The sequence below is a fragment of the Clostridium sp. AM34-11AC genome (assembly GCF_003435375.1).
In the GTDB taxonomy this organism is placed as follows: Bacteria; Bacillota; Clostridia; order Lachnospirales; family Lachnospiraceae; genus Pilosibacter; species Pilosibacter fragilis.
In genome coordinates, this window is record NZ_QWGL01000011.1 from 16158 (window position 1) to 36944 (window position 20787).

The 20787-nt window shown below is 51.8% G+C and carries 15 protein-coding genes; 8 read left to right on the forward strand and 7 right to left on the reverse strand.

What is annotated here, in order from left to right; all coding sequences use genetic code 11:
- Positions 1-13: 13 nt before the first annotated feature.
- The 6 genes from DW826_RS08495 to DW826_RS08520 all read right to left on the reverse strand — a co-directional run bounded on the left by DW826_RS08495 (position 14) and on the right by DW826_RS08520 (position 11385).
- Entirely contained in the window at positions 14-1393 is a 1380-nt protein-coding gene (locus DW826_RS08495; RefSeq protein WP_117552492.1) for a D-alanyl-D-alanine carboxypeptidase family protein, read from the reverse strand.
- Positions 1394-1544: 151 nt separating this feature from the next.
- A complete protein-coding gene (locus DW826_RS08500) occupies positions 1545-4751 on the reverse strand; it encodes a DEAD/DEAH box helicase (RefSeq protein ID WP_117484683.1) in 3207 nt (1068 codons plus the stop codon).
- 199 nt (positions 4752-4950) lie between these two features.
- Positions 4951-6717 (reverse strand): arginine--tRNA ligase, encoded by a 1767-nt coding sequence (gene argS / locus DW826_RS08505; protein WP_117484682.1) that lies wholly within the window; start codon positions 6715-6717, stop codon positions 4951-4953.
- Between the two features lie 396 nt (positions 6718-7113).
- A complete protein-coding gene (locus tag DW826_RS08510) occupies positions 7114-9606 on the reverse strand; it encodes a homocysteine S-methyltransferase family protein (RefSeq protein WP_117552493.1) in 2493 nt (830 codons plus the stop codon).
- Between the two features lie 23 nt (positions 9607-9629).
- Positions 9630-10271, reverse strand: a complete 642-nt coding sequence (locus DW826_RS08515) for a vitamin B12 dependent-methionine synthase activation domain-containing protein (RefSeq protein WP_117513920.1) — start codon at positions 10269-10271, stop codon at positions 9630-9632.
- Positions 10272-10482: 211 nt separating this feature from the next.
- The gene (locus DW826_RS08520) at positions 10483-11385 is read right to left on the reverse strand and encodes a LysR family transcriptional regulator (protein ID WP_015554102.1); all 903 of its coding nucleotides are present in this window, start codon (positions 11383-11385) and stop codon (positions 10483-10485) included.
- A gap of 308 nt (positions 11386-11693) precedes the next feature.
- Between DW826_RS08520 and DW826_RS08525 the strand changes: the two genes are divergently transcribed.
- From DW826_RS08525 to DW826_RS08560, 8 genes are all read left to right on the forward strand, one after another.
- Positions 11694-12911, forward strand: coding sequence for an ABC transporter substrate-binding protein (locus tag DW826_RS08525; protein ID WP_117552494.1), 1218 nt, complete (start codon positions 11694-11696; stop codon positions 12909-12911).
- A 148-nt stretch (positions 12912-13059) separates the two neighbouring features.
- Positions 13060-13944 carry a branched-chain amino acid ABC transporter permease gene (locus DW826_RS08530; protein ID WP_117552495.1) on the forward strand — a complete coding sequence of 295 codons (885 nt, stop codon included), beginning with the start codon at positions 13060-13062 and terminating at the stop codon, positions 13942-13944.
- A 9-nt stretch (positions 13945-13953) separates the two neighbouring features.
- The gene (locus DW826_RS08535; RefSeq protein WP_117552496.1) at positions 13954-15030 is read left to right on the forward strand and encodes a branched-chain amino acid ABC transporter permease; all 1077 of its coding nucleotides are present in this window, start codon (positions 13954-13956) and stop codon (positions 15028-15030) included.
- Between the two features lies 1 nt (position 15031).
- The gene (locus DW826_RS08540; protein ID WP_181968029.1) at positions 15032-15793 is read left to right on the forward strand and encodes an ABC transporter ATP-binding protein; all 762 of its coding nucleotides are present in this window, start codon (positions 15032-15034) and stop codon (positions 15791-15793) included.
- A gap of 13 nt (positions 15794-15806) precedes the next feature.
- Positions 15807-16517, forward strand: a complete 711-nt coding sequence (locus DW826_RS08545; protein ID WP_117552497.1) for an ABC transporter ATP-binding protein — start codon at positions 15807-15809, stop codon at positions 16515-16517.
- A 170-nt stretch (positions 16518-16687) separates the two neighbouring features.
- Positions 16688-17290 carry a cytidylate kinase-like family protein gene (locus DW826_RS08550; RefSeq protein WP_021903917.1) on the forward strand — a complete coding sequence of 201 codons (603 nt, stop codon included), beginning with the start codon at positions 16688-16690 and terminating at the stop codon, positions 17288-17290.
- A 476-nt stretch (positions 17291-17766) separates the two neighbouring features.
- Positions 17767-18777, forward strand: a complete 1011-nt coding sequence (aroF, locus tag DW826_RS08555) for a 3-deoxy-7-phosphoheptulonate synthase (RefSeq protein WP_117552498.1) — start codon at positions 17767-17769, stop codon at positions 18775-18777.
- Between the two features lie 129 nt (positions 18778-18906).
- Positions 18907-19263: a cupin domain-containing protein gene (locus DW826_RS08560; protein WP_117469330.1), complete on the forward strand. Its 357-nt coding sequence runs from the start codon at positions 18907-18909 to the stop codon at positions 19261-19263.
- Here DW826_RS08560 and DW826_RS08565 read toward each other — a convergent pair.
- On the reverse strand, positions 19260-20630 hold the full coding sequence (locus DW826_RS08565) for an MATE family efflux transporter (RefSeq protein WP_117552499.1): 1371 nt from the start codon (positions 20628-20630) through the stop codon (positions 19260-19262). The two genes, DW826_RS08560 and DW826_RS08565, sit on opposite strands and share 4 nt — an antisense overlap.
- Between the last annotated feature and the right edge of the window lie 157 nt (positions 20631-20787).

Consider the following 20787-nt stretch of genomic DNA (forward strand, 5'->3'; position numbering starts at 1 on the left):
CTCCTTTTTATTTTTACTGTACCCATGCGCCGTCTGCGCCGACCACATACTTGTTATCGATCGTGGTATTTTTCGCGATCTTTCCCTCCGCGTCGAGATAGAACCACTTACCGGAATCCTGTCTCCATGCGCTCTTTACCATCTTTCCGTTTGTCTCAAAATAGTGCCACTCGGTGCCGAACATCTTCCATCCGGTTACCATCTTTCCGTCCGTATCAAAACCGAAATCAGCGGCATCGATCGTGTAGATCGTTCCGACTGCCTTTGTTCCGTCGGCAAACTCGTATCTCCAGCTGCCGTTATCCTGTACCCAGTGTCCGGCAGTTGTCTGCTTTCCTGCGGATGTGCTTCCGGACTTCTCTGTATTGACATACTGATAGCCATAGTCCAGCATCTTCTTTGTATCCTCATAGTGGGTGCTCTTGGATTTTAAGATCACCGCGACCATACGGACGCCGTTTTTCTCCACGCAGGTCACAAGAGTATTTCCTGCCTTGGAAGTATATCCCGTCTTTCCGCCGACGATTCCCGCATAATATCTGGAATCGTTCGGGTAGAGCATCTTGTGGCCCGGAGTGATGGTTCTTGCCGCAGCTGCCTTTGTCGCCGGGAACTTGTAGCTCAGTGTGGAATCGATCTCGCAGAGCGTCTTATTTGCGAAGTCCGCAGCTGCGATCTTCGCCATATCGCGGCATGTAGTATACTGCTGATCGGAGTTTAAGCCGTTTGGATTCACGAAATGTGTGTTCGTACAGCCGAGCTCCGCCGCTCTCGCGTTCATGAGCTCCGCGAAGGCGGAAATACTGCCGGAGACATGCTCCGCGAGTCCGTTTGCGACCTCATTGGCAGATTTTAAAAGCAGGGCATAGAGGCTGTCCTTCACGGAGACCTGGTCGCCCTCCACGAGTCCGATCTTCACAGCTCCGGACTCCAGGTTTGTGACTGCTGTCTTTGAGAATGTCACCTTGTCGTCCAGATTTGCTTTTTCCAGCACGAGAAGCGCTGTCATAAGCTTTGTGGTGCTGGCCGGAGCAAGCTTCTCATCGGCATTCTTCTCGAAGAGAACTCTTCCGTTCGTCACATCGTAGAGGATTCCGGCCTCCGCGGAGATCGTCGGCTTTGCGATGGCATCCGCTGCCGCTTTTGCCTCTGCGCTCACCTGGCTCTGACCGGTTGTGTTTGTTGTATTATTTGATGTATTGGGCTTGCTGTCCTCATATCCCGGACCGCCCTCGTTTCCAGCCTGGGGATTCTGGGTCGTGTTTGTCGTCTGTTTGTTCTGGCTGGTGGCCTGTTTATCGCTGTCCCGGATGATCGTAGCCGCCTGCACCGGCTGTGCCGCAAAAATGGCACACGCAAGTGCGACCGGGATAAATCTGTTCATTTTTCTCATTTTTCTTTCCTCCTTTTCCTTCTCTATGCTACCATAGACCCACCGAAAAAGCTTTGCAATTTTCTGTCGATTTTCTTATGTCGCTTCAAGCGTTCCCGTCTACGTCTCGCGCTGACAGGAACCGTATGTCCGTCTGATACGGGCATATCGCTTATATATCTTCGTCCAGCATACGAATGAGGTCTTCTCTCGTGATACTGCTGAGCGCTCCTGTTCCTTCCGTCACCACGGTATCCGCCAGATCCCGCTTCATCTCCTGAAGCTTCAGGATATTCTCCTCGATGGTGTGCTTCGTGATAAGTTTGAATACGGAGACCTGGTTCTCCTGTCCGATCCTGTGGGCGCGGTCTGTGGCCTGGTTCTGTGCCGCCACGTTCCACCACGGATCGTAGTGGATCACCACATCCGCCGCAGTGAGGTTTAATCCGGTTCCTCCGGCCTTCAGTGAGATTAAGAACACCATCACATCGTCCTTCTGGAACGAAGACGCCATCTGCACGCGGTCCCGCTTCGGCGTGGAGCCGGTGAGCAGGTAGAACGGGATCTTCTCCTTCTTTAAGCGCTTCGCGATGATCTCAAGCATCGATGTAAACTGGGAGAACAGGAGGATCTTATGTCCCGCAGATGTTCCGTTTAAGAGAAGCTCCATACAGGTATCGAGCTTCGCGGATCCACCTTTGTAGCCGTCAAAGCATAGAGACGGCTCGCAGCAGATCTGGCGCAGACGCATGAGCTCCGCGAGGATCTGCATCCGCTCTTTTCCATAATCTCCGTCAGTTCCCTCCATGAGCTGTTCCTTTAAGGAAGCTGCCGCCGCCGTGTAGAGGTCTTTCTGTTCGCCCTCCATGTTGGAGTAGAGAACCGTCTCTAATTTATCCGGAAGTTCCTTTAAGACATCTTTCTTTAAACGCCTCAAAATAAACGGTCCCGTAAGCTTTTTTAACTGAACCAGGACATTTGGATCCTGATCCCTCACGATCGGCATCTCAAACGCACGCTTAAACTTCTGTGACGTGAATAAAAATCCCGGCATCAGGAAGTCAAAGATACTCCAGAGTTCCCCAAGATGGTTCTCAATGGGTGTTCCTGTCAGGGCAAATCTCGTCTTTGCCGGAACAGCCTTCACGGATTTCGCTGCCTGTGTGGAGGAATTCTTGATGTACTGGGCCTCGTCAATGATCTCGAAGCGGAATTCCTTTTCATGGTACCAGAGAATATCGCGCTTTAAGAGGTCGTAGGACGTAATGATCACATCCGGGCGCTCCTTCTCATAAGCTGCGAACATCTCCTCGCGCTCTGCCTGGTTCCCCGCCGCCGTCATGATCTTAAGCTCCGGGGCGAACTGGGCAAACTCGTTCTCCCAGTTGTATACCAGGGATGCCGGACACACCACGAGAGACGTGCCGCCGTTCTCTGCCTTTTCATCCAGCAAAAGGGCGATGACCTGGATCGTCTTTCCCAGACCCATCTCGTCCGCAAGGATTCCGCCGAAGCCGTAGGCATCCAGGCTCTTTAACCATCGGTAGCCCACCTTCTGGTAGCTTCGAAGCGTCGATGCAAGGCGTTTCGGTATCTCATAATCGCTGTCCTCCACGTCCTTCATGCCACGGACCACAGCCTTGAACAGCTGGTCGCGGTACACGCTGACGCTCTTATCCTCTTTTAACGCCGCGTCCAGGAACATAGCGCGGTATGCAGGGAGTTTTATCGTGTCGGAACCCACAAGTTCCTTCGCGACACCGAGCTGTTCCGCGATCTTTGCGACCGTGAGAAGTCCGCCATCCCCCAGAGTCAGGAAATCGCCGTTCTTCATCCGGTAAAAGCTCTTTTTCTTTCCGTAAGCCGCCAGCACCGCAGCGAGTTCTTCCCGCGGAAGCGCCCCAGTGTCTACCTCAAGTTCCAGCCATCTTCCCAGCGTCCGTACCTGGACCGATGTGCTCACCGGCGGCAGGACGCGGATCTTCTTGAAGGACTCGGACACGAACACATCCCCGGTATCCATGAATTTCTTCATGCCCTCGGAGATCAGACGATATACCGCCTCATCGTCATTCTTGATCACGAGGTTTCCGGATCCGTCTTCCGTATACTTAAAGTAGGTGGTGATCAGCTGGCTCACCTTGAATTCTCCCGGGACATCCCGGCAGATCTCTTTCGGGACATTCTCGTCCGCCAGCGGGTGAAAGGAGAAATCGCCGTAGGCGAGCTCTGGACGCAGGGTGACGGTTCCAGCGGCATCGCTGTCAAAATAGAAGGAGGCCTTCAATTCCTTCGGGCGGTAGCTCTCGAGATCCACGCCCTCGGAGCGGATCAGTCCGAAAGGCTCCAGCTTTCTCAAAACTCTCTCATAAAAGAGCGGCATGTCCCGGTCATTGACGGAAACTTCATTTTCCGCGTCAAGCCCCATGACCATGTATTCCATGAATACGGTCAGGCACTCCGTGTAGTCTGGATCGCAGCGGCAGATCGATTCCTGGTCCGCGATAAATAAGGACTTTTCACCGGAAAAGGCCATAATGTCCTTGTCAACAGTGACCTTGATTCCGTCCCGTCCCTCTTTCTTTACAACAGCGGTAAATGTAGGATTTTCCCGTTTTACCGTCAGCATTCTCTTTTTCTTCCGGTAATCCTCACACTCGATGGTCTGACTGTCCATGATGGCAAAGAACCGCTCTCGTCCGGCTTTTCCCAGGATCAGTTCTTTTAACGCCGGCTCTGCTTCCATGGAAAACCGGCCGCTTCCGCGGTACTGTTCCCTGAAGAAACCGACGCGCTCCATGATGAGAAGCGCCAACGCCCGGCTCTCCTCATCAAAAGCCTGAAGACTGTGATGGAACGCCAGCCCTTTTCCGTACTGGACAAGGCTCATGGTTTCCATCGCCTTCGCGAAGGCTGTCAAATCCTTCACCGGGTACTGTTTTTCACGGCCCACCGTGAAGCGGACCCGCACCTGGTCTCTTGAGATCGTAACGATAGGGATCAGACGGTAATGTCCCTCCTCGGAGGCCCCCATGATCCGGCTCACCTCGCGGTTCGTGTACTCCCGGACCATAAACCGGACTTTCTGGGATGTGGAGACCGGATGTTTCGACTCCCTGCTCTCTCTCCGGAGCCATTCCGCAAGCAGGGCATGGGCATGCGGGCACATGGGGATCCCGTCGGGTCCCTGTGTGCAGGATACTCCGCAAAAGCCGAGATTTCTTCCCGTTTTACTGATATGCGAACAAGAGTAGTCAAAATTCTGACTACCCTTGCGCAGGATACGGACACGGTATTCATCCTCCCCGTCCATGACGGTTCCCCTGATCTCTGTCTCGCCTTTCCAGAAGGTTTCGGCAGTAAGTTCCGTTACTTCCATATCATTCCGTCCCCCCGGTTTGTTTTATTGCTTTCCAGCCCTGAAACGGATCGTTCCGCACTTCGTGCTCCCACGATCCTAACTTCATTCGCAATCCAGCCTGTCGGCTTACTTGCTCATGAAGTTTTGCCTGTCATATGTCTATGCATCTGTGCAGGCAAGCCTGCCCTTCTGCATAGCCGCATGACAGGCTGTTTCATCACATCCGTTCCGGTGCGCTGAATCCCAGAACGTTAATGCATGTCATTAACACATCACGTGTTAACGTAACAAGGCTGATGTACCCCGCCTGTTTCTTCCTGTCTTCCTCAGCGATGATCTTCGTCTCATGATAGAAGTGATTTAACGCATTTGAGAGTTCGTAAATGTAAGCGCAGATCTTATGCGGCGCAAGCTCCTCGAAGCAGGTAAGCATCACATCGCTGTACCGGGAAAGAGCGAGCATCAAGGTCTTCTCCGGCTCAGCAGACGATGGAAGGATCTCGCCGCTCTCTGTATTTTCACAGGTATCACTGTATTTCTTTAAGATGGAGTTGATTCTCGCGATCGTGTAGAGAACATACGGACCTGTATTTCCCTCAAAGGAAGTAAATCTGTCGATATCGAAGACATAGTCCTTTGTGGCCTGGTTAGAGAGATCGCCGTATTTTAAGGCAGCGAGACCTACGATCTCAGCCGTTTTTTTCGCCTCATCCTCAGAAACGGTACGGTTCTCCATGATACGGTTGTAAGCCGCCTCATCGATATCCGCGATCAGGTTCTCAAGACGCATAACGCCGCCTTCTCTCGTCTTAAACGGCTTTCCGTCCTTTCCATTCATGGTACCGAAGCCGACAAAATCCATCTTCCGGTCTGCCGGAACGATCCCTGCCTTCTTTGCGACACGGAAGACCTGTGTGAAGTGGAGTTCCTGGCGCTTATCTACGACATAGATATAGTGGTCCGGTTTGAAATCTTCTTCTCTCTCAACGATGGTCGCAAGGTCGGAAGTCGCGTAGAGGGCCGCGCCATCGGATTTTCTTACGATACACGGCGGAAGCTCCTTGGTATCGGTCGGCTCGGCGATATCAACAACGAGAGCACCCTGGCTCTCATATGCAAGTCCTTTATCCTGGAGGTCCTTGATCAGGCCCGGGATATACGGCTGCGCGTCGCTCTCACCTTTCCACAGGTCGAAATCCACGTCAAGGTTTGCGTAGTTTCTCTTTAAATCTTTTAAGGAAACATTCATGATATGCTTCCAGATCGCACGGTACGGCGCGTATCCGCTCTGAAGCTTGAAGGTCGCCTCCTGGGCGCGCTCCTTGAATGCCTCGTCAACCTTGGATTTTCCGCTGGCTGCCGGGTAGATCTCCTCAAGCTCAGAGATCGTAAACGGCGCTTCCTCCGGATACTCTCCGGTAAAGCTCTCGTCAAAGTACGGAAGTTCCGGCTTTCTGTCCTTTAATTCCTCGATGATAAGACCCATCTGGAGTCCCCAGTCACCGAGATGAACGTCTCCGATGACCTTGTGGCCCACAAATCGTCCCATACGCTTTAACGCCTCACCGATCACCGCGGAACGGAGATGTCCGACGTGGAGCGGCTTTGCGACGTTTGCTCCGCCGTAGTCGATAACGATTGTCTCCGGCTTCTCGACCTCGTCCATTCCGAGCTTCTTTGCACCCTTCATTCCGTTCATGTAGCCGGAAAGGAAAGCCGGGTCTAATTTCAAGTTGATGAATCCCGGCATAACGGCATTCACTTCTTCAAATACTTCGCTGTCTTTTAACTGTTCTACTACACCGTTCGCGATATCGATCGGTTTCTTTTTATATGTCTTTGCGGCTGCCATCGCGCCGTTGCACTGGTATTCGCAGAGATCCGGGCGGTTGGACAGAGTCACTTTCGCAAAGTTCTCATCGTAACCGTTCGCCGCAAAAGCTTTTTTCATCTCATCCGTGATGATATCCAGAATTTTTTTCATCTGATTTTCTCCTTTTTTAGCGTGCCAGTCTGCATCATTTTCCCGCGCCATACCAAAAACATGGCAATTGCAGACACAGACTTATACAGTAACTATCATTATACCGTATCGCGGTAGAAAAATCCATAGTTCTGTTGATATTTTTGTTATCGCCCACGCATGACATAAACAGGAACCGATCCTGCCGATAGTTCGAATTTCAACGCGACAAAACCCACGACTGTCACTGGATTATACGGCATTTTCACTCCAGAAACCTCCTGCCCGTGTGCAGAAAGAAATAGGAGCTGTTTTCGGTTATGGTCTGAACACGTCATGGGCAGGCATATTGGGGAGGAACAGAGAACTGCCAGGTTTCAATGAGAGACCTGGCAGTTGAAAATATCATCTTATCTTTTACGCTTCCCCGATCACGCTCGTCGCGAAATTCACTGATGCCATCGCGTCCTTACAATAGGTATCCGCCCCGATGGCATCTGCATACTCCTGTGTCAGGACTGCACCGCCAACCATGACCTTCACCCATGGTGCATCCTTCCGGAGCGCCTTGATGGTGTCCTCCATTGCCGGAACCGTTGTCGTCATGAGGGCACTGAGTCCCACCACCGGCACGTGCTCCTTCACCGCCGCTTCCACGATGGTCTCTGGCGGCACATCGCGTCCGAGATCCATCACGTCAAAACTGTAGTTCTCCAGAAGGACCTTTACGATATTCTTTCCGATATCGTGAATATCGCCTTTAACTGTGGCGAGGATCACTTTTCCCTTTTTCTCCTGAACCTCACCGCTGGCCTCCATGGACTCCTTCACGACGGCGAACGCTGCCTTCGCCGCCTCCGCACTCATCAAAAGCTGCGGGAGGAACACGGTTCCGGCTTCAAAGCCTTTTCCTACCTCGTCGAGGGCCGGAATCATATCCGTATTGATGAGCTCTAAGGCATCCGTGTCCTTCAAGGCGAGTTTCGCTGCATCGGCTGCCGCCTGAGACATTCCCTTTACAATGCTCTTTTTTAACGCAGATCCGGTATCTGCCGCGCCTGTGCCTGTGCCGGACGTATTTCCGGCCCCATTGCTGTTTCCTGCGCCTGCCGCTCCACTCACCCAGGCTGCCTGGTTCACCGCCGCCGCCTTTAAGATCTCTTTCTGTCTCTTCTTCTCCGCTTCCTTCGGACCATAGATTCCCACATATCCCGCGCAGTTCTCATCCTGAGCTGACAGCACAAGGAAGCTGTCATAGGCCTGCATCATGGCTTCCAGATTCGGATTCACGATCCCCGCAGAAAGTCCGTTCTGCATTGCGAGAAGGAAGAAAGAAGAGTTGATGTTCTCACGCATCGGAAGGCCGAAGGACACGTTGGAGACACCGAGGACTGTCTTTCCTCCAAGCTCATCCCGCACTCTTCTCACGGTCTCCAGCGTTGTGAGCGCCCCGTTCTTATCGGAGCTCACCGCCATGCAGAGACAGTCCACGAGAATATCCTTTTTCGGGATCCCGTAGGATGCCGCTGTCTCGTATATCTTTCTCGCAACAGCAAGTCGTCCGTCCGCCGTCTCCGGAATTCCGTTCTCATCGAGAGCCAGAGCAACCACCACACCGCCATAATGCTTTACCAGCGGGAAGATCTGCTCCATGACCTCTTTCTTTCCGTTTACCGAGTTGATCAGCGGTTTTCCGTTGTAGATCCTGAGCGCCCGCTTCATGGCCACCGGGTCGGAGGTGTCGATCTGAAGAGGCAGATCCAGAACACCCTGAAGTTCCTTTACCACATCCACCATCATCTGGGGTTCATCGATCCCCGGAAGTCCCACATTGACATCCAGAACATCGGCGCGGCTCTCCTGCTGGGCAACACCCATGGATAAAATATAGGTCAGATCCTTATCCTTCAACGCCTGCTTGAATTTCGGCTTTCCCGTCGGGTTGATCCGCTCCCCGATCAGGATCGGTCTGCCGCCGAATGTCACCGCGTGGGAGTAGGAGGAGATCACCGTGCGGTTTTTGTCCGTAATTTCACAGACAGGAATATCATCGCAGGCAAGCTTTGTCTTATGGATGTGTTCCGGTGTCGTTCCGCAGCAGCCGCCGAGTACCGTCGCCCCGTTTCTCGCCATCTCCTGCATCGCCGTGGCAAACTCATCGGCATCGATGTCGTAAACGGTCTTTCCGCCCTCGCTTCTCGGCAGTCCCGCATTTGGGTTGACGAGGATCGGGGAGGAGGACACCTTCGCCATATCTCTCATAAACGGCAGCAGCTGGATCGGCCCGAGACCACAGTTTAAACCGATCACATCGGCTCCCAGTCCCTCTAAGAGTGCCGTCACAGACTCCACGTTGCCCCCGGTCAGCATTTTTCCCTTTTCATCCAGCGTGACGGTCGCAAATACCGGCAGATCACTGTTCTCCTTCGCCGCCAGGACTGCCGCTTTCAGCTCATATCCGTCGCCCATGGTCTCGATGATCACAAGATCCGCGCCAGCCGCTTTTCCGATGAGGACTACCTCTTTATATGCCTCATAGGTGTCCTCAAACTCCAGATCACCGTATGGCTTTAAGAGTTTTCCCGTCGGTCCCATGTCCAGAGCCGCGTAACCATGTCCGGCCGCCGCGATGGCGTTTTTTGCATTTCGAACCGCCGCCGTCACGATCTCTTTTACGGAATATCCATCCTCCGCTTTAAATTTAAAATGGTTGGCGCCGAAGGTATTCGTCGTCACCACGTCAGATCCCGCATTGAGGTACTCCCTGTGGATCTCCGTGATGATCTCCGGTCTGGAAAGATTCCATGTTTCCGGGAGTTCGCCGGGCTTCAGACCCCGGGCCTGCAAAAGGCTTCCCATACCTCCGTCAAAATAAATTCGTCTCTCCTTCATCAGTTCCAGAATTCCCATGGCTCTCTCCTATCTTCTTCAACTTATCTTCTGAACGCGCAGTCTTTCTTTCCGCACGCCTCGCAACCCTCGATCACACAGGCTGCCGGTGCCCGGCTCACCCCGATCACCGCCGTCACCGACTTCGACGGCATCATCAGATAACCCTCTGTCAGTGTGATCCCGATCCGCTTTCCTGCCTCCAGTCCGTCAAGGATCTGTTTCTGGGCCGATAGCGGAAAATCTCCGTAACCCGGTGAAAATCTTGGTCTCAGATAAAGCCCTTTTTCCAGATACTCCTTTTTCCACATGGCATTCAGTTCATTGCAGTACGCCTCCACCATTGCGGCGGCAGCGGCCTGCATGACCACTGCTTTCGCGACAGAAAGCTTTCCGTACCGGGCGAGAAGTCTGTCTACCTCCGCCCCCACTGTGACCGCCATCACAAGCACGGAATCACAGCCGGACAGGTTCTTTTTTAAGTTTGCGCTCTTTACCCGGAAGCAGCCGCCATCGACGGTTCCGTCCTCTTCCACAGAGAGCGGATACTCCCGCACAAGGTGCCTGAACTCCGCTGCGCGTTCCGCTTCCCGGATGCATTCCTCCAAAAGCCGTTCCGTCTCCGGATCCGGTTCATGTTTTCCAAGCCCCAGATATCGGAGCGCTTCTTTTCTGTCCGTTTGCATGATTTGAACGAGTTCCTTCCTTATTATAATAGATCGTATAACCGGCAGTTAAGCTTCCCATAACCAGAGGTTAAACTATTTCTCTTCCTATGATCTGTCCGCATATCCTTTCCCTGACAGATCTTTATCAGCATATCACGTCTGATCCGCCATCGTCCAATATATCCACCATGTGTCTGGTTATAGGTTTTTCTTATTGCCATTCAGCATGCTACATGCCTTCAAATTTCCGGATCTCCTCCAGATACTTCTGTCCCAACGGGCTCAGGGCGATCCCTTTTCTCTTTAAGTATCCGATGGTCATGACCTCGTCGGACTTTAATTTCACCGCCCAGTAATCGGAACCGTTTAAATTATCACAAAGGATTCCAGAACAGAGGGTATATCCGTTAAGGCCTACCATCAGATTTAACAAGGTCGCCCGGTCATTGGCCTTGATCAGCTGTTTATAGCTGTAAGTGCTCAGCACCTCCTCCGCAAAATAGAAGGAGTTGTAATTTCCCTGTTCAAAGGAAAGACACGGATACTCCTGAAGCTCCTCGATGGTGATCTCCTTCTGGTTCGCTAACGGATGGCCTTTCCAGAGATATACATAGATCCCGCAGTCCATAAGCGGGCAGAATTCCAGGTCGGACTCATCGAAAAGCTTTGTGAGCACTTTCCGGTTGAAATCGTTCAGATACAGGATCCCGATCTCACTCCTGAACGTCTTCACATCCTCAATGACCTCATAGGTCTTCTCCTCCCGGACCGCGAACTCGTACTCATCCATACCGAACTGCTTTACCATCTCGATAAACGCGTTTACCGCGAATGTGTAATGCTGCATGGAAACGCCGAATTTCTTCTTCACGTTCTTTTTCTCAATATATCTGGATTCCATCAGCTTATACTGTTCCGTTACCTGTCTCGCGTAGCCTAAGAACTCCTGTCCTTCCGGTGTCAGGACAACGCCGCGGTTGCTTCTCTTAAAAAGCTCTGTCCCGATCTCATTTTCCAGCTCCTTGAGCGCCAACGAAAGGCTGGGCTGGGATATGAAAAGAAGCTTCGCCGCTTCATTCATGGAACCGGTATCCGCGATGGTGATCACATACTTTAACTGCGTCAGCGTCATAACACGTCTCCTTTCGGGTGGATCCGGGCCTGTTGTTTTCCCTTCCCGGCTCCTGATATGTCAAATTTTATCCACTGTGAGTCATTTTGTCAATCCGAACCGCCATTCCGCAAAGGCACACCAGCTCTGGTCGTTGCGGTCCATGCGCTGCTGGGCCAAACTGCAACATTTTTTTGTTAAAAAATTAATTTGCTTGACATTCTGAAACAAACTCCCTATAATTCAAAATAATCTTTAACCGCTTCACTGCAACTCAACAGAGCGTTGAACGGTTATCATGATAACAAGTTCCAGAGGAGGAATCAATTATGAAAAAAAGAGTTTTAAGTTTAAGCCTTGCACTTGCAATGGCTGCTTCTTTAACTGCCTGCGGAAGCTCATCTTCCACAACCGAGACAACTGCCGTTGCAGCAGCTGACGCGACAACAGCCGCTGCTGGCGCTTCCAGCGAAGCATCTTCCGACAAAGTATTCAAGATCGGCGGTATCGGCCCGGTCACAGGCGCGGCTGCTGTATATGGTCTCGCAGTTAAGAACGGCGCACAGATCGCTGTTGATGAGATCAACGCTGACGGCGGTATCAACGGATACCAGATCGAGTTTAATTTCCAGGATGACGAGCACGACTCCGAGAAATCCGTCAATGCCTACAACACATTAAAAGACTGGGGCATGCAGGTTCTCATGGGAACTGTAACCTCCGCTCCGTGTGTAGCTGTTGCAGATAAGACGAATGCTGACAATATGTTCCAGATCACACCGTCCGGCTCTTCTGTTGAGTGTGCGCAGAACCCGAACGTGTTCCGTGTATGCTTCTCAGATCCGGATCAGGGTGCTGCATCCGCAACTTACATTGCTGAGAACAAGCTTGCGGAAAAGATCGCAGTGATCTACGACAGCTCCGATGTATACTCCAGCGGTATCTACGAGAAATTCGCTGCTGAGGCTGCAAACCAGGGTCTTGAGATCGTGGACGCCGAGGCATTCACAGCAGATTCCAACAAGGACTTCTCCACACAGCTCCAGAAGGCAAAGGACGCAGGCGCTGACCTCGTATTCCTTCCGATCTACTACACAGAGGCATCCCTGATCCTCAAGCAGGCTGACACCATGGGCTACGCTCCGAAATTCTTCGGCTGCGACGGTATGGACGGTATCCTTCAGGTTGAGAACTTTGATACAAAGCTTGCTGAAGGTTTAATGCTCTTAACTCCGTTTGCTGCTGACGCCCAGGATGAGCTTACCCAGAAATTTGTAACTTCTTACAAAGAGAACTATGGCGAGACTCCGATCCAGTTCGCTGCTGACGCATATGACGCGATCTACGCGATCAAAGCTGCCATGGAAGAGGCTGACATCACACCGGAGACATCTGTAAGCGATACCTGCGATAAGATGAAAGAGGCTATGTTAAAGATCAAAGTCAATGGTCTTACCGGTGAAGACATGACGTGGACAGAGGATGGCGAACCGCACAAGGCACCGAAGGCTGTCAAAGTCGTAGACGGCGCATATCAGGCGATGTAATCGATCATTTAAGAATGGCATCATGTTAAGAGGATTGTCGCTTCGGCAATCCTCTTGTTTCTTTCACGGCCCTGCGTTGTGATGTTTCCAGACCGTTCCCCGAAAAACTGGCCCACAGCCAATGAAAACATACCGAGGTGTAAAATTTATGACGGGTTTTATCAACTACTTAATCAATGGAATCAGCCTTGGCAGTGTCTACGCGATCATCGCGCTTGGATACACCATGGTCTATGGAATCGCGAAAATGTTAAACTTCGCCCATGGCGATATCATCATGGTCGGAAGCTACGTGGTCTTTATCACGACACACAGTATGGGAATGCCGGTCTTCTTAAGCGTTCTCCTTTCTGTCATCGTGTGTACCGTGCTCGGTATCGTCATTGAGCGTGTCGCCTACAAACCGCTGCGTGACGCTTCTCCGCTGTCCGTCCTGATCACGGCTATCGGCGTCAGCTACTTATTACAGAACATCGCTCTCCTCTTATTCGGAGCCGACACAAAGTCCTTTACCTCTGTCGTAACGATCCCGGCTCTGAAGTTCGCGGACGGTGCCATCACAGTGACCGGTGAGACTCTCGTGACGATCGTTTCCTGTATCGTGATCATGATCGGACTTACCACCTTTATCAACAGGACGAAGGCCGGCCAGGCCATGCTCGCCGTATCGGAAGACCGCGGTGCCGCCACCCTGATGGGGGTAAACGTAAACGGAACCATCGCGCTCACATTTGCGATCGGCTCCGCCCTCGCTGCCGTGGCCGGTGTTTTACTCTGCTCCGCCTATCCGTCCCTGACTCCTTACACAGGATCCATGCCCGGCATCAAAGCCTTCGTGGCAGCCGTATTCGGCGGAATCGGTTCCATCCCCGGCGCGTTGATCGGCGGAATCCTTCTGGGAATCATTGAGATCCTGTCAAAAGCATATATTTCTTCCCAGCTCTCCGACGCGATCGTATTCTCCGTCCTGATCATCGTCCTCTTAGTACGTCCGACCGGAATCCTGGGCAAAAAACTGAACGAGAAAGTGTAGGTGATTCCCATGAAAAGTACAGCAAAAAAGAAACTCTTTATCAACAATATGATCACGCTCGGCATGGTCGTTGCTGCCTGGATCATCATGGAAGTGCTCATGGGCACCGGACATGTATCCAGCCTTTTAAAGGGACTCCTCGTTCCTTTCTGTATCTACGTGATCATGGCGGTTTCCTTAAACCTGACCGTCGGAATCCTCGGTGAGCTGAGCCTCGGACATGCAGGATTTATGTGTGTCGGTGCCTTCTCCGGCGCCCTCTTCTCCAAGTGCATGAAGGGCACGATCGATCCAACTGTAAGCCTTGTGATCGCCATCTTTGTCGGCGCTGCCGTCGCTGCCGTTTTCGGCATTCTGATCGGTATTCCGGTCCTGCGTCTGCGCGGTGACTATCTCGCCATCGTGACTCTTGCCTTCGGCGAGATCATCAAGAACCTTGTAAACGCCGTATTCCTCGGACGCGACGCTGACGGTTTCCATATCTCCTTCAAGGACTCCATGTCCTTAGGCTTAAAGGACGGCGGCGAAGTCCTCATCAAGGGTCCTCAGGGGATCACAGGAACTCCGCAGGCAGCTACCTTCACGATCGGCATCATTCTTGTCCTGATCACACTGATCATCGTCATGAACCTTGTAAATTCCAGAACCGGCCGCGCGATCATGTCCATCCGTGACAACCGCATCGCCGCTGAGTCCATCGGAATCAACATCACAAAATACAAGCTGCTGGCGTTCAGCATCTCCGCTGCTCTGGCAGGCGTTGCAGGCGTTCTCTATGCCCACAACCTTACGACACTTACTGCTCTCCCGAAGAACTTCGGCTACAACATGTCCATCATGATCCTTGTATACGTAGTTCTCGGCGGAATCGGAAGCATCCGTGGATCCGTGATCTCAACCGTTATCCTCTACCTGCTCCCGGAGCTTTTAAGAGGTTTAAACAACTACCGTATGCTGATTTACGCCATCGTCCTGATCCTCGCGATGCTCTTCAACTCCGCTCCGCAGTTCATCACGCTCCGCAAGCGGATCTTCGGCGGCTTAAAACCGCAGCATGCTGCCCATTCCGGAAAGGAGGAAGCTTAAAATGTCAGACATGTTAAATGTAAAAGGATTAAGCATCTCCTTCGGAGGCTTAAAGGCTGTCAACAATTTTGCCATCAACATTGAAAAAGGCCAGCTCTACGGTCTCATCGGACCGAACGGTGCCGGAAAGACCACGATCTTCAACCTTCTGACAGGTGTTTACAAGCCGGATACAGGAACGATCCTCTTAGACGGCCAGAACCTTACAGGAAAGTCCACTACCGACATCAACAAAGCCGGTATCGCCCGTACGTTCCAGAACATCCGCCTTTTTAAGGACCTCTCCGTTCTCGACAACGTAAAGGCCGGACTCCACAACCACCACACCTACTCCACTCTTGAGGGAATTCTCCGCCTTCCGCGGTATTACAAGGTGGAAAAAGAGATGGACGAGAAGGCCATGGAACTCTTAAAGGTATTCGGACTTGACGGAGAATGTGATTTCAAGGCCTCCAACCTTCCTTACGGAAAACAGAGAAAGCTCGAGATCGCCCGCGCCCTTGCGACGAAGCCGAAGCTTCTTCTTCTCGATGAGCCGGCTGCCGGCATGAACCCCAATGAGACCGCGGAGCTGATGGAGACGATCCGCTTCGTCCGCGACCATTTCGGAATGACGATCCTCTTAATCGAGCACGACATGAAGCTCGTCAGCGGTATCTGTGAGCGTCTTACCGTCTTAAACTTTGGTCAGGTCCTCTGCACAGGTCCTACTCAGGACGTCTTAAGCAATCCGGAAGTTATCAAAGCTTATCTCGGTGAATAGGAGGAGAACAATCATGGCAATGTTAGAAGTAAGAGATCTGGAAGTCTACTACGGCGTGATCCAGGCGTTAAAAGGAATCTCCTTCGATGTAAATCAGGGAGAGATCGTCGCTCTGATCGGTGCCAACGGTGCCGGAAAGACGACAACACTGCACACCGTGACGGGTCTTTTGAGCGCCCGTTCCGGACATATCATGTACGAAGGAACCGACATCACAAAGGTCCCTGGCTACAAGCTCGTCAGCATGGGAATCGCCCATGTTCCGGAGGGACGCCGCGTCTTCTCCACCCTCACCGTTCTCCAGAATCTGAAGCTCGGTGCCTACACAAGAAAAGATAAGGCAGAGATGGATGCGACGCTCAATATGATCTATCAGCGTTTCCCGCGTTTAAAGGAGCGTGTGAACCAGCCGGCCGGTACTCTCTCCGGCGGTGAGCAGCAGATGCTCGCCATGGGGCGCGCCCTCATGAGCCATCCGAAGCTCATCGTTCTCGACGAGCCGTCCATGGGGCTGTCTCCGATCTATGTAAATGAAGTCTTCGACATCATCCAGAGCATCAACCGCGACGGCGTGACGGTTCTCTTAGTCGAGCAGAACGCGAAAAAAGCGCTCTCCATCGCAAATCAGGCGTATGTACTGGAGACCGGTAAGATCGTTTTGAGCGGCGACGCGAAGCAGCTCATGAATGATGATAAGGTTAAGAAGGCTTATTTGAGTGAATAATCAGAAGTTACGGTCTGTGCCTGGCACGGACCGTATTCTTTTTCTTACAAATATGTGAATCCATGAAAATTATGTAACGTTTTGACGGATTTTATGGTATACTCTTAGCAGACAGCACTGAAACTGTGCAGAAAAAAGAAGAAAAATCATGTACAGGGGAGGAAGATATTATGAGCAAAGTCATTACAGTCAGCCGCGAGCTCGGCAGCGGAGGCCGCGAGGTCGGTCTTCGTCTCGCAAAAAAACTCGGCATTCCTTTTTACGATAAAGAACTCATCGCCATGGCGGCCGAGGACAGCAATATCTCGGAAGATCTTTTTCATGCGAACGATGAAGTGATCGCCGGTCAGAAACGGATCAACTACGATGATTATGCCACTGTGGATCCTTTCTCACCTGTATACGAAGTCCCGGTCTCCGACCAGCTCTTCGTGATCCAGTCGAAGATCATCCAGCGGCTTGCCGCAAACGGTCCCTGCGTGATCATTGGCAGATGCTCCGATGTGATCGTCGAGGACGCTTTCCGCATCTTTATCTGCTCCAGCTTCAAAAAGCGTGTGGAGCGGATCCAGGGACTTGAGAAGGAGCCGGAGGATCTTAAAAAGCTTGAAAGCCGCATCCGCGCTGTGGACGCAAAGCGCCGGGATTACTACCAGTATTACAGCGGAAATGAATGGGGCAAACCGAAGAACTATGACCTCTGCTTAAACAGCGGCACGCTCGGGATCGAGCGGTGTGTGGAGATCATTGCGAATTCAGTCACTTTGGAATAGCAGGAATTCTCTTTATTGCATAAAAGCGTAAAACTTCAACTTATTGAATTTTTCTGTTGACAAATCCGCCCGACAGCGCTATGATAGCTTCAGCAGCCGGAGAGAATGAATCCGGCGGTAATCTTCAGAGAGGAGAACAGCAGATATGAAGAACCAGATGATGAATCTCTTTGCATCCTATTCTTTTTATTATTTTCCGGGCTATTATTACTGCGCGGACTGTTTCTGCTGCAAAAAACAACCCTCTCCGACCGAAGGTCTTTAGATCCTTCGGAAACGTAAAAGAAAATGCGGAGCCGGTGTTTGCGATTGCAGCAGACACCGGCTTTTTTGTTTCCGGATACCCTCAAACGTATGCATGAAACAGTTCCTGTTTTTCGGCTACGGTACCAGCCGAATACAGGAATATCCATTTTCCAGAGCGTTTTTATAAAGCAAACCCAACCTAAACCTGTCATATAAAGGAGAATAGGATTATGATCATTATTTTAAAGAGAAATGCCAACAAAGAGAAAGTAGAGAATTTAAAGACAGAGCTTGTAAATCAGGGATTTAAGCTCCATCTCTCCGAAGGAACCGAGGCATCCCTCATCGGTCTCATCGGTGACACAAGCCGGATCCATGAAGACTGGTTAAAGGCCAACGACGTCGTTGAGGATGTCCGCAGGATCCGTGAGCCGTATAAGAAGGCAAACCGCTCCATGCACCCGGACGACACAGTCATCGATGTCTGCGGCAGAAAGATCGGCGGCGGCAGCTTTCAGGTCATCGCAGGCCCCTGCTCCATCGAGACAAAGGAACAGATCACAGAGGTTGCTGAGGACGTAAAGCGTTCCGGCGCAGCCTTCCTCCGCGGCGGTGCTTTCAAACCGAGAACTTCCCCGTATGCGTTCCAGGGTCTTCACGAGCAGGGTCTTGACCTTCTCTTAGAGGCAAAGAAAGCCACCGGTCTCCCGGTAGTCACAGAGATCATGAGCGCGGAGCATCTTCCGCTCTTTGACGACGTTGACATCATACAGGTCGGCGCAAGAAACATGCAGAACTTCGAGCTTTTGAAGGTCCTTGGAAAGATCGACAAGCCGATCCTCTTAAAACGCGGTCTTGCAAACTCCTTAGACGAGCTTCTGATGAGTGCGGAGTACATCATGGCAGGCGGAAATGAAAAAGTCATCCTCTGCGAACGCGGCATCCGCACCTTTGAGACTTCCTACAGAAATACGCTGGATATCTCCGCGATCCCGATGTTAAAGAAAAAGACCCATCTTCCGGTCATCGTCGACCCGAGCCATGCGGCAGGCATCCGCTTCATGGTGGAGCCGCTTGCCATGGCAGCTATCGCAGCCGGAGCCGATGGTCTCATGATCGAGGTCCACAATAACCCTGAGAAGGCCCTCTGCGACGGTGCCCAGTCCCTGACGCCAGAAATGTTCGACCATCTGATGAAAAAAGTCGATAAAGCTGCAGATTTCTTCCACTCTCTCGGTTAATCGTTGTTCTTTTCCTGAATATGCAGTATAATATTTAAATCACACCGCAATGAAACGGCAGGTCGGCGCTGAAAATGCGCCGGCCTGCCGGACGGTTGCAGACTATTAAGATTCATGGAGGTTCACACGATGGTCAGAAACACTGAAACTGCTTTTGTTCCAAATCTGCGCGGAGGCGACGGAACGATCGAGATCCGTCATATCTTAAACAAGGATGAGCTCATGGGACACGCGTCCATGTACGCCCACGTGATCATCCCGGCCCACGCCAGCATCGGATTCCACCAGCATGTGGAAAACACCGAGCCGTACTACGTTCTCAAGGGAAAGGGAATCTTTGAGGACAACGATCACACCGAGACCGAGATCCACCCGGGCGATGTCTGTGTCATCGAGGTTGGCCAGAGCCACGCGATCAAAAATCCTTTTGATGAGCCGCTTGAGATCATGGCACTTGTGATCAATGAGCGTGGAAAAGAGATCTAAACCCGCGCGTCCCAGTCCATCCGAAGCAGGAACACGATAAAGATGATCGAACTCAGCGTCCACGTCAGCGGGTACGCTGAGGAGATCGTCCGGAAGACGGGAATGATCCGGATCGCGATCGTCACGTAGAGCACGCGGATACCGCACCAGCAGATCAGCATCGTAAACATCGGGACAATGGATTTTCCCACGCCGCGGAGTACTCCCGTCGCGCAGTTGGAAAACGCCAGCAGAAAGAAAAACAAGGCAACCGTTCTTCCGTGGATCGTTCCGAATTCGATCGCTTCCGGCACATCCACAAAGATCCGAAGCAGGATCGGAACCCAGATAAAAAGACAGATTCCTACAAGCTCCGCCATCGCCATTCCGAACGCCACACCCATCACGGAACCTTTCTTCGCGCGATCCGCTTTCCCGGCACCGAGATTCTGGCTCACAAAGGTTGTCAGCGCCATGGACATGCTCATGATCGGAAGAAAGGCAATCCCCTCAAGCTTCGCGAAGGCCCCCTGTCCGGAGATTGCAAAAGCTCCGAAGGTATTGATGTTTGACTGGACCACAAGATTTCCGACACTGATCACGGAGTTCTGGAGTCCCGTCGGAAGTCCCTGTGTGATCACCTGACGGATCATGGAGCCGTTGAAGCGAAGCTCCTTAAAATGGATCGTCGCAGCCCCTCCATCCTTCACCATGCGGATCATGCATAATAAAACACTCAATCCCTGGGCGATCACCGTGGCAACAGCAGCGCCTGCGGCACTCCACTGAAATCCCGCCACAAAGATCAGATCCAGGATCATATTCACTATAGAAGAAAAGATCAGATAATACAGGGGATGGACACTGTCCCCCACTGCCCTCATGATGTTCATGCATATATTGTACATGATGACGGTGGAGACACCGGCAAAATAGATTCCGAAGTACAGTCTCGCCTCCACCATCACGCTGTCCGGCGTGTTGAGCCAGCCGAGAAGGATCGGAACAAAAAGCAAACCGATGAGCGTCGCGAAAACCGAGAACACGATTCCCAGAAGAAAGTTTGTGTGCACCGCGCACCGTAATTTTTCCTCATCCTGTGCCCCGAAATATTTCGAGATTACGACACCGCCGCCCACAGCGATCCCGGCAAAAAACGTGATCACCGACATATTCACATTTGATGATAAGCTCACCGCCGCGAAGGCATCATTGCTCGCGAAATTTCCGACGACCCAGGCATCCGCCATATTGTAAAGCTGCTGTAAAAGCTGTCCTAAAAAGATCGGGATCATAAACCTGAAAAGTCCTCGTCCGATCGGACCTTCTGTCAGATTCCCATCCTTCTTCCCACTACCGGCTCCTGCCCTTTTCCGGACTAATCCCATGCCATTTCCTCCCTCAGTATCAGACCATTCGTCCTTCATATGCTTTAGGTATTGTCCGCATAGTACGGACTTTTGTCGTTTAAGTGACACATTGTAACTAAAATAATCGTATCATGTATGACCAGGGATGTCAAGTGACGGAACGGTCCCTGATCTT

What these genes read in the sequence shown, in the direction of transcription:
- DW826_RS08550 (WP_021903917.1), top strand. Translation starts at nt 16,688, where the DNA reads ATGAGCAAAGTCATTACAGTCAGCCGCGAGCTCGGCAGCGGAGGCCGC.
- DW826_RS08545 (WP_117552497.1), top strand. Translation starts at nt 15,807, where the DNA reads ATGGCAATGTTAGAAGTAAGAGATCTGGAAGTCTACTACGGCGTGATC.
- DW826_RS08520 (WP_015554102.1), bottom strand. Translation starts at nt 11,385, where the DNA reads ATGACGCTGACGCAGTTAAAGTATGTGATCACCATCGCGGATACCGGT.
- aroF (WP_117552498.1), top strand. Translation starts at nt 17,767, where the DNA reads ATGATCATTATTTTAAAGAGAAATGCCAACAAAGAGAAAGTAGAGAAT.
- argS (WP_117484682.1), bottom strand. Translation starts at nt 6,717, where the DNA reads ATGAAAAAAATTCTGGATATCATCACGGATGAGATGAAAAAAGCTTTT.
- DW826_RS08565 (WP_117552499.1), bottom strand. Translation starts at nt 20,630, where the DNA reads ATGGGATTAGTCCGGAAAAGGGCAGGAGCCGGTAGTGGGAAGAAGGAT.
- DW826_RS08515 (WP_117513920.1), bottom strand. Translation starts at nt 10,271, where the DNA reads ATGCAAACGGACAGAAAAGAAGCGCTCCGATATCTGGGGCTTGGAAAA.
- DW826_RS08530 (WP_117552495.1), top strand. Translation starts at nt 13,060, where the DNA reads ATGACGGGTTTTATCAACTACTTAATCAATGGAATCAGCCTTGGCAGT.
- DW826_RS08510 (WP_117552493.1), bottom strand. Translation starts at nt 9,606, where the DNA reads ATGGGAATTCTGGAACTGATGAAGGAGAGACGAATTTATTTTGACGGA.
- DW826_RS08525 (WP_117552494.1), top strand. Translation starts at nt 11,694, where the DNA reads ATGAAAAAAAGAGTTTTAAGTTTAAGCCTTGCACTTGCAATGGCTGCT.
- DW826_RS08535 (WP_117552496.1), top strand. Translation starts at nt 13,954, where the DNA reads ATGAAAAGTACAGCAAAAAAGAAACTCTTTATCAACAATATGATCACG.
- DW826_RS08560 (WP_117469330.1), top strand. Translation starts at nt 18,907, where the DNA reads ATGGTCAGAAACACTGAAACTGCTTTTGTTCCAAATCTGCGCGGAGGC.
- DW826_RS08500 (WP_117484683.1), bottom strand. Translation starts at nt 4,751, where the DNA reads ATGGAAGTAACGGAACTTACTGCCGAAACCTTCTGGAAAGGCGAGACA.
- DW826_RS08495 (WP_117552492.1), bottom strand. Translation starts at nt 1,393, where the DNA reads ATGAGAAAAATGAACAGATTTATCCCGGTCGCACTTGCGTGTGCCATT.
- DW826_RS08540 (WP_181968029.1), top strand. Translation starts at nt 15,032, where the DNA reads ATGTCAGACATGTTAAATGTAAAAGGATTAAGCATCTCCTTCGGAGGC.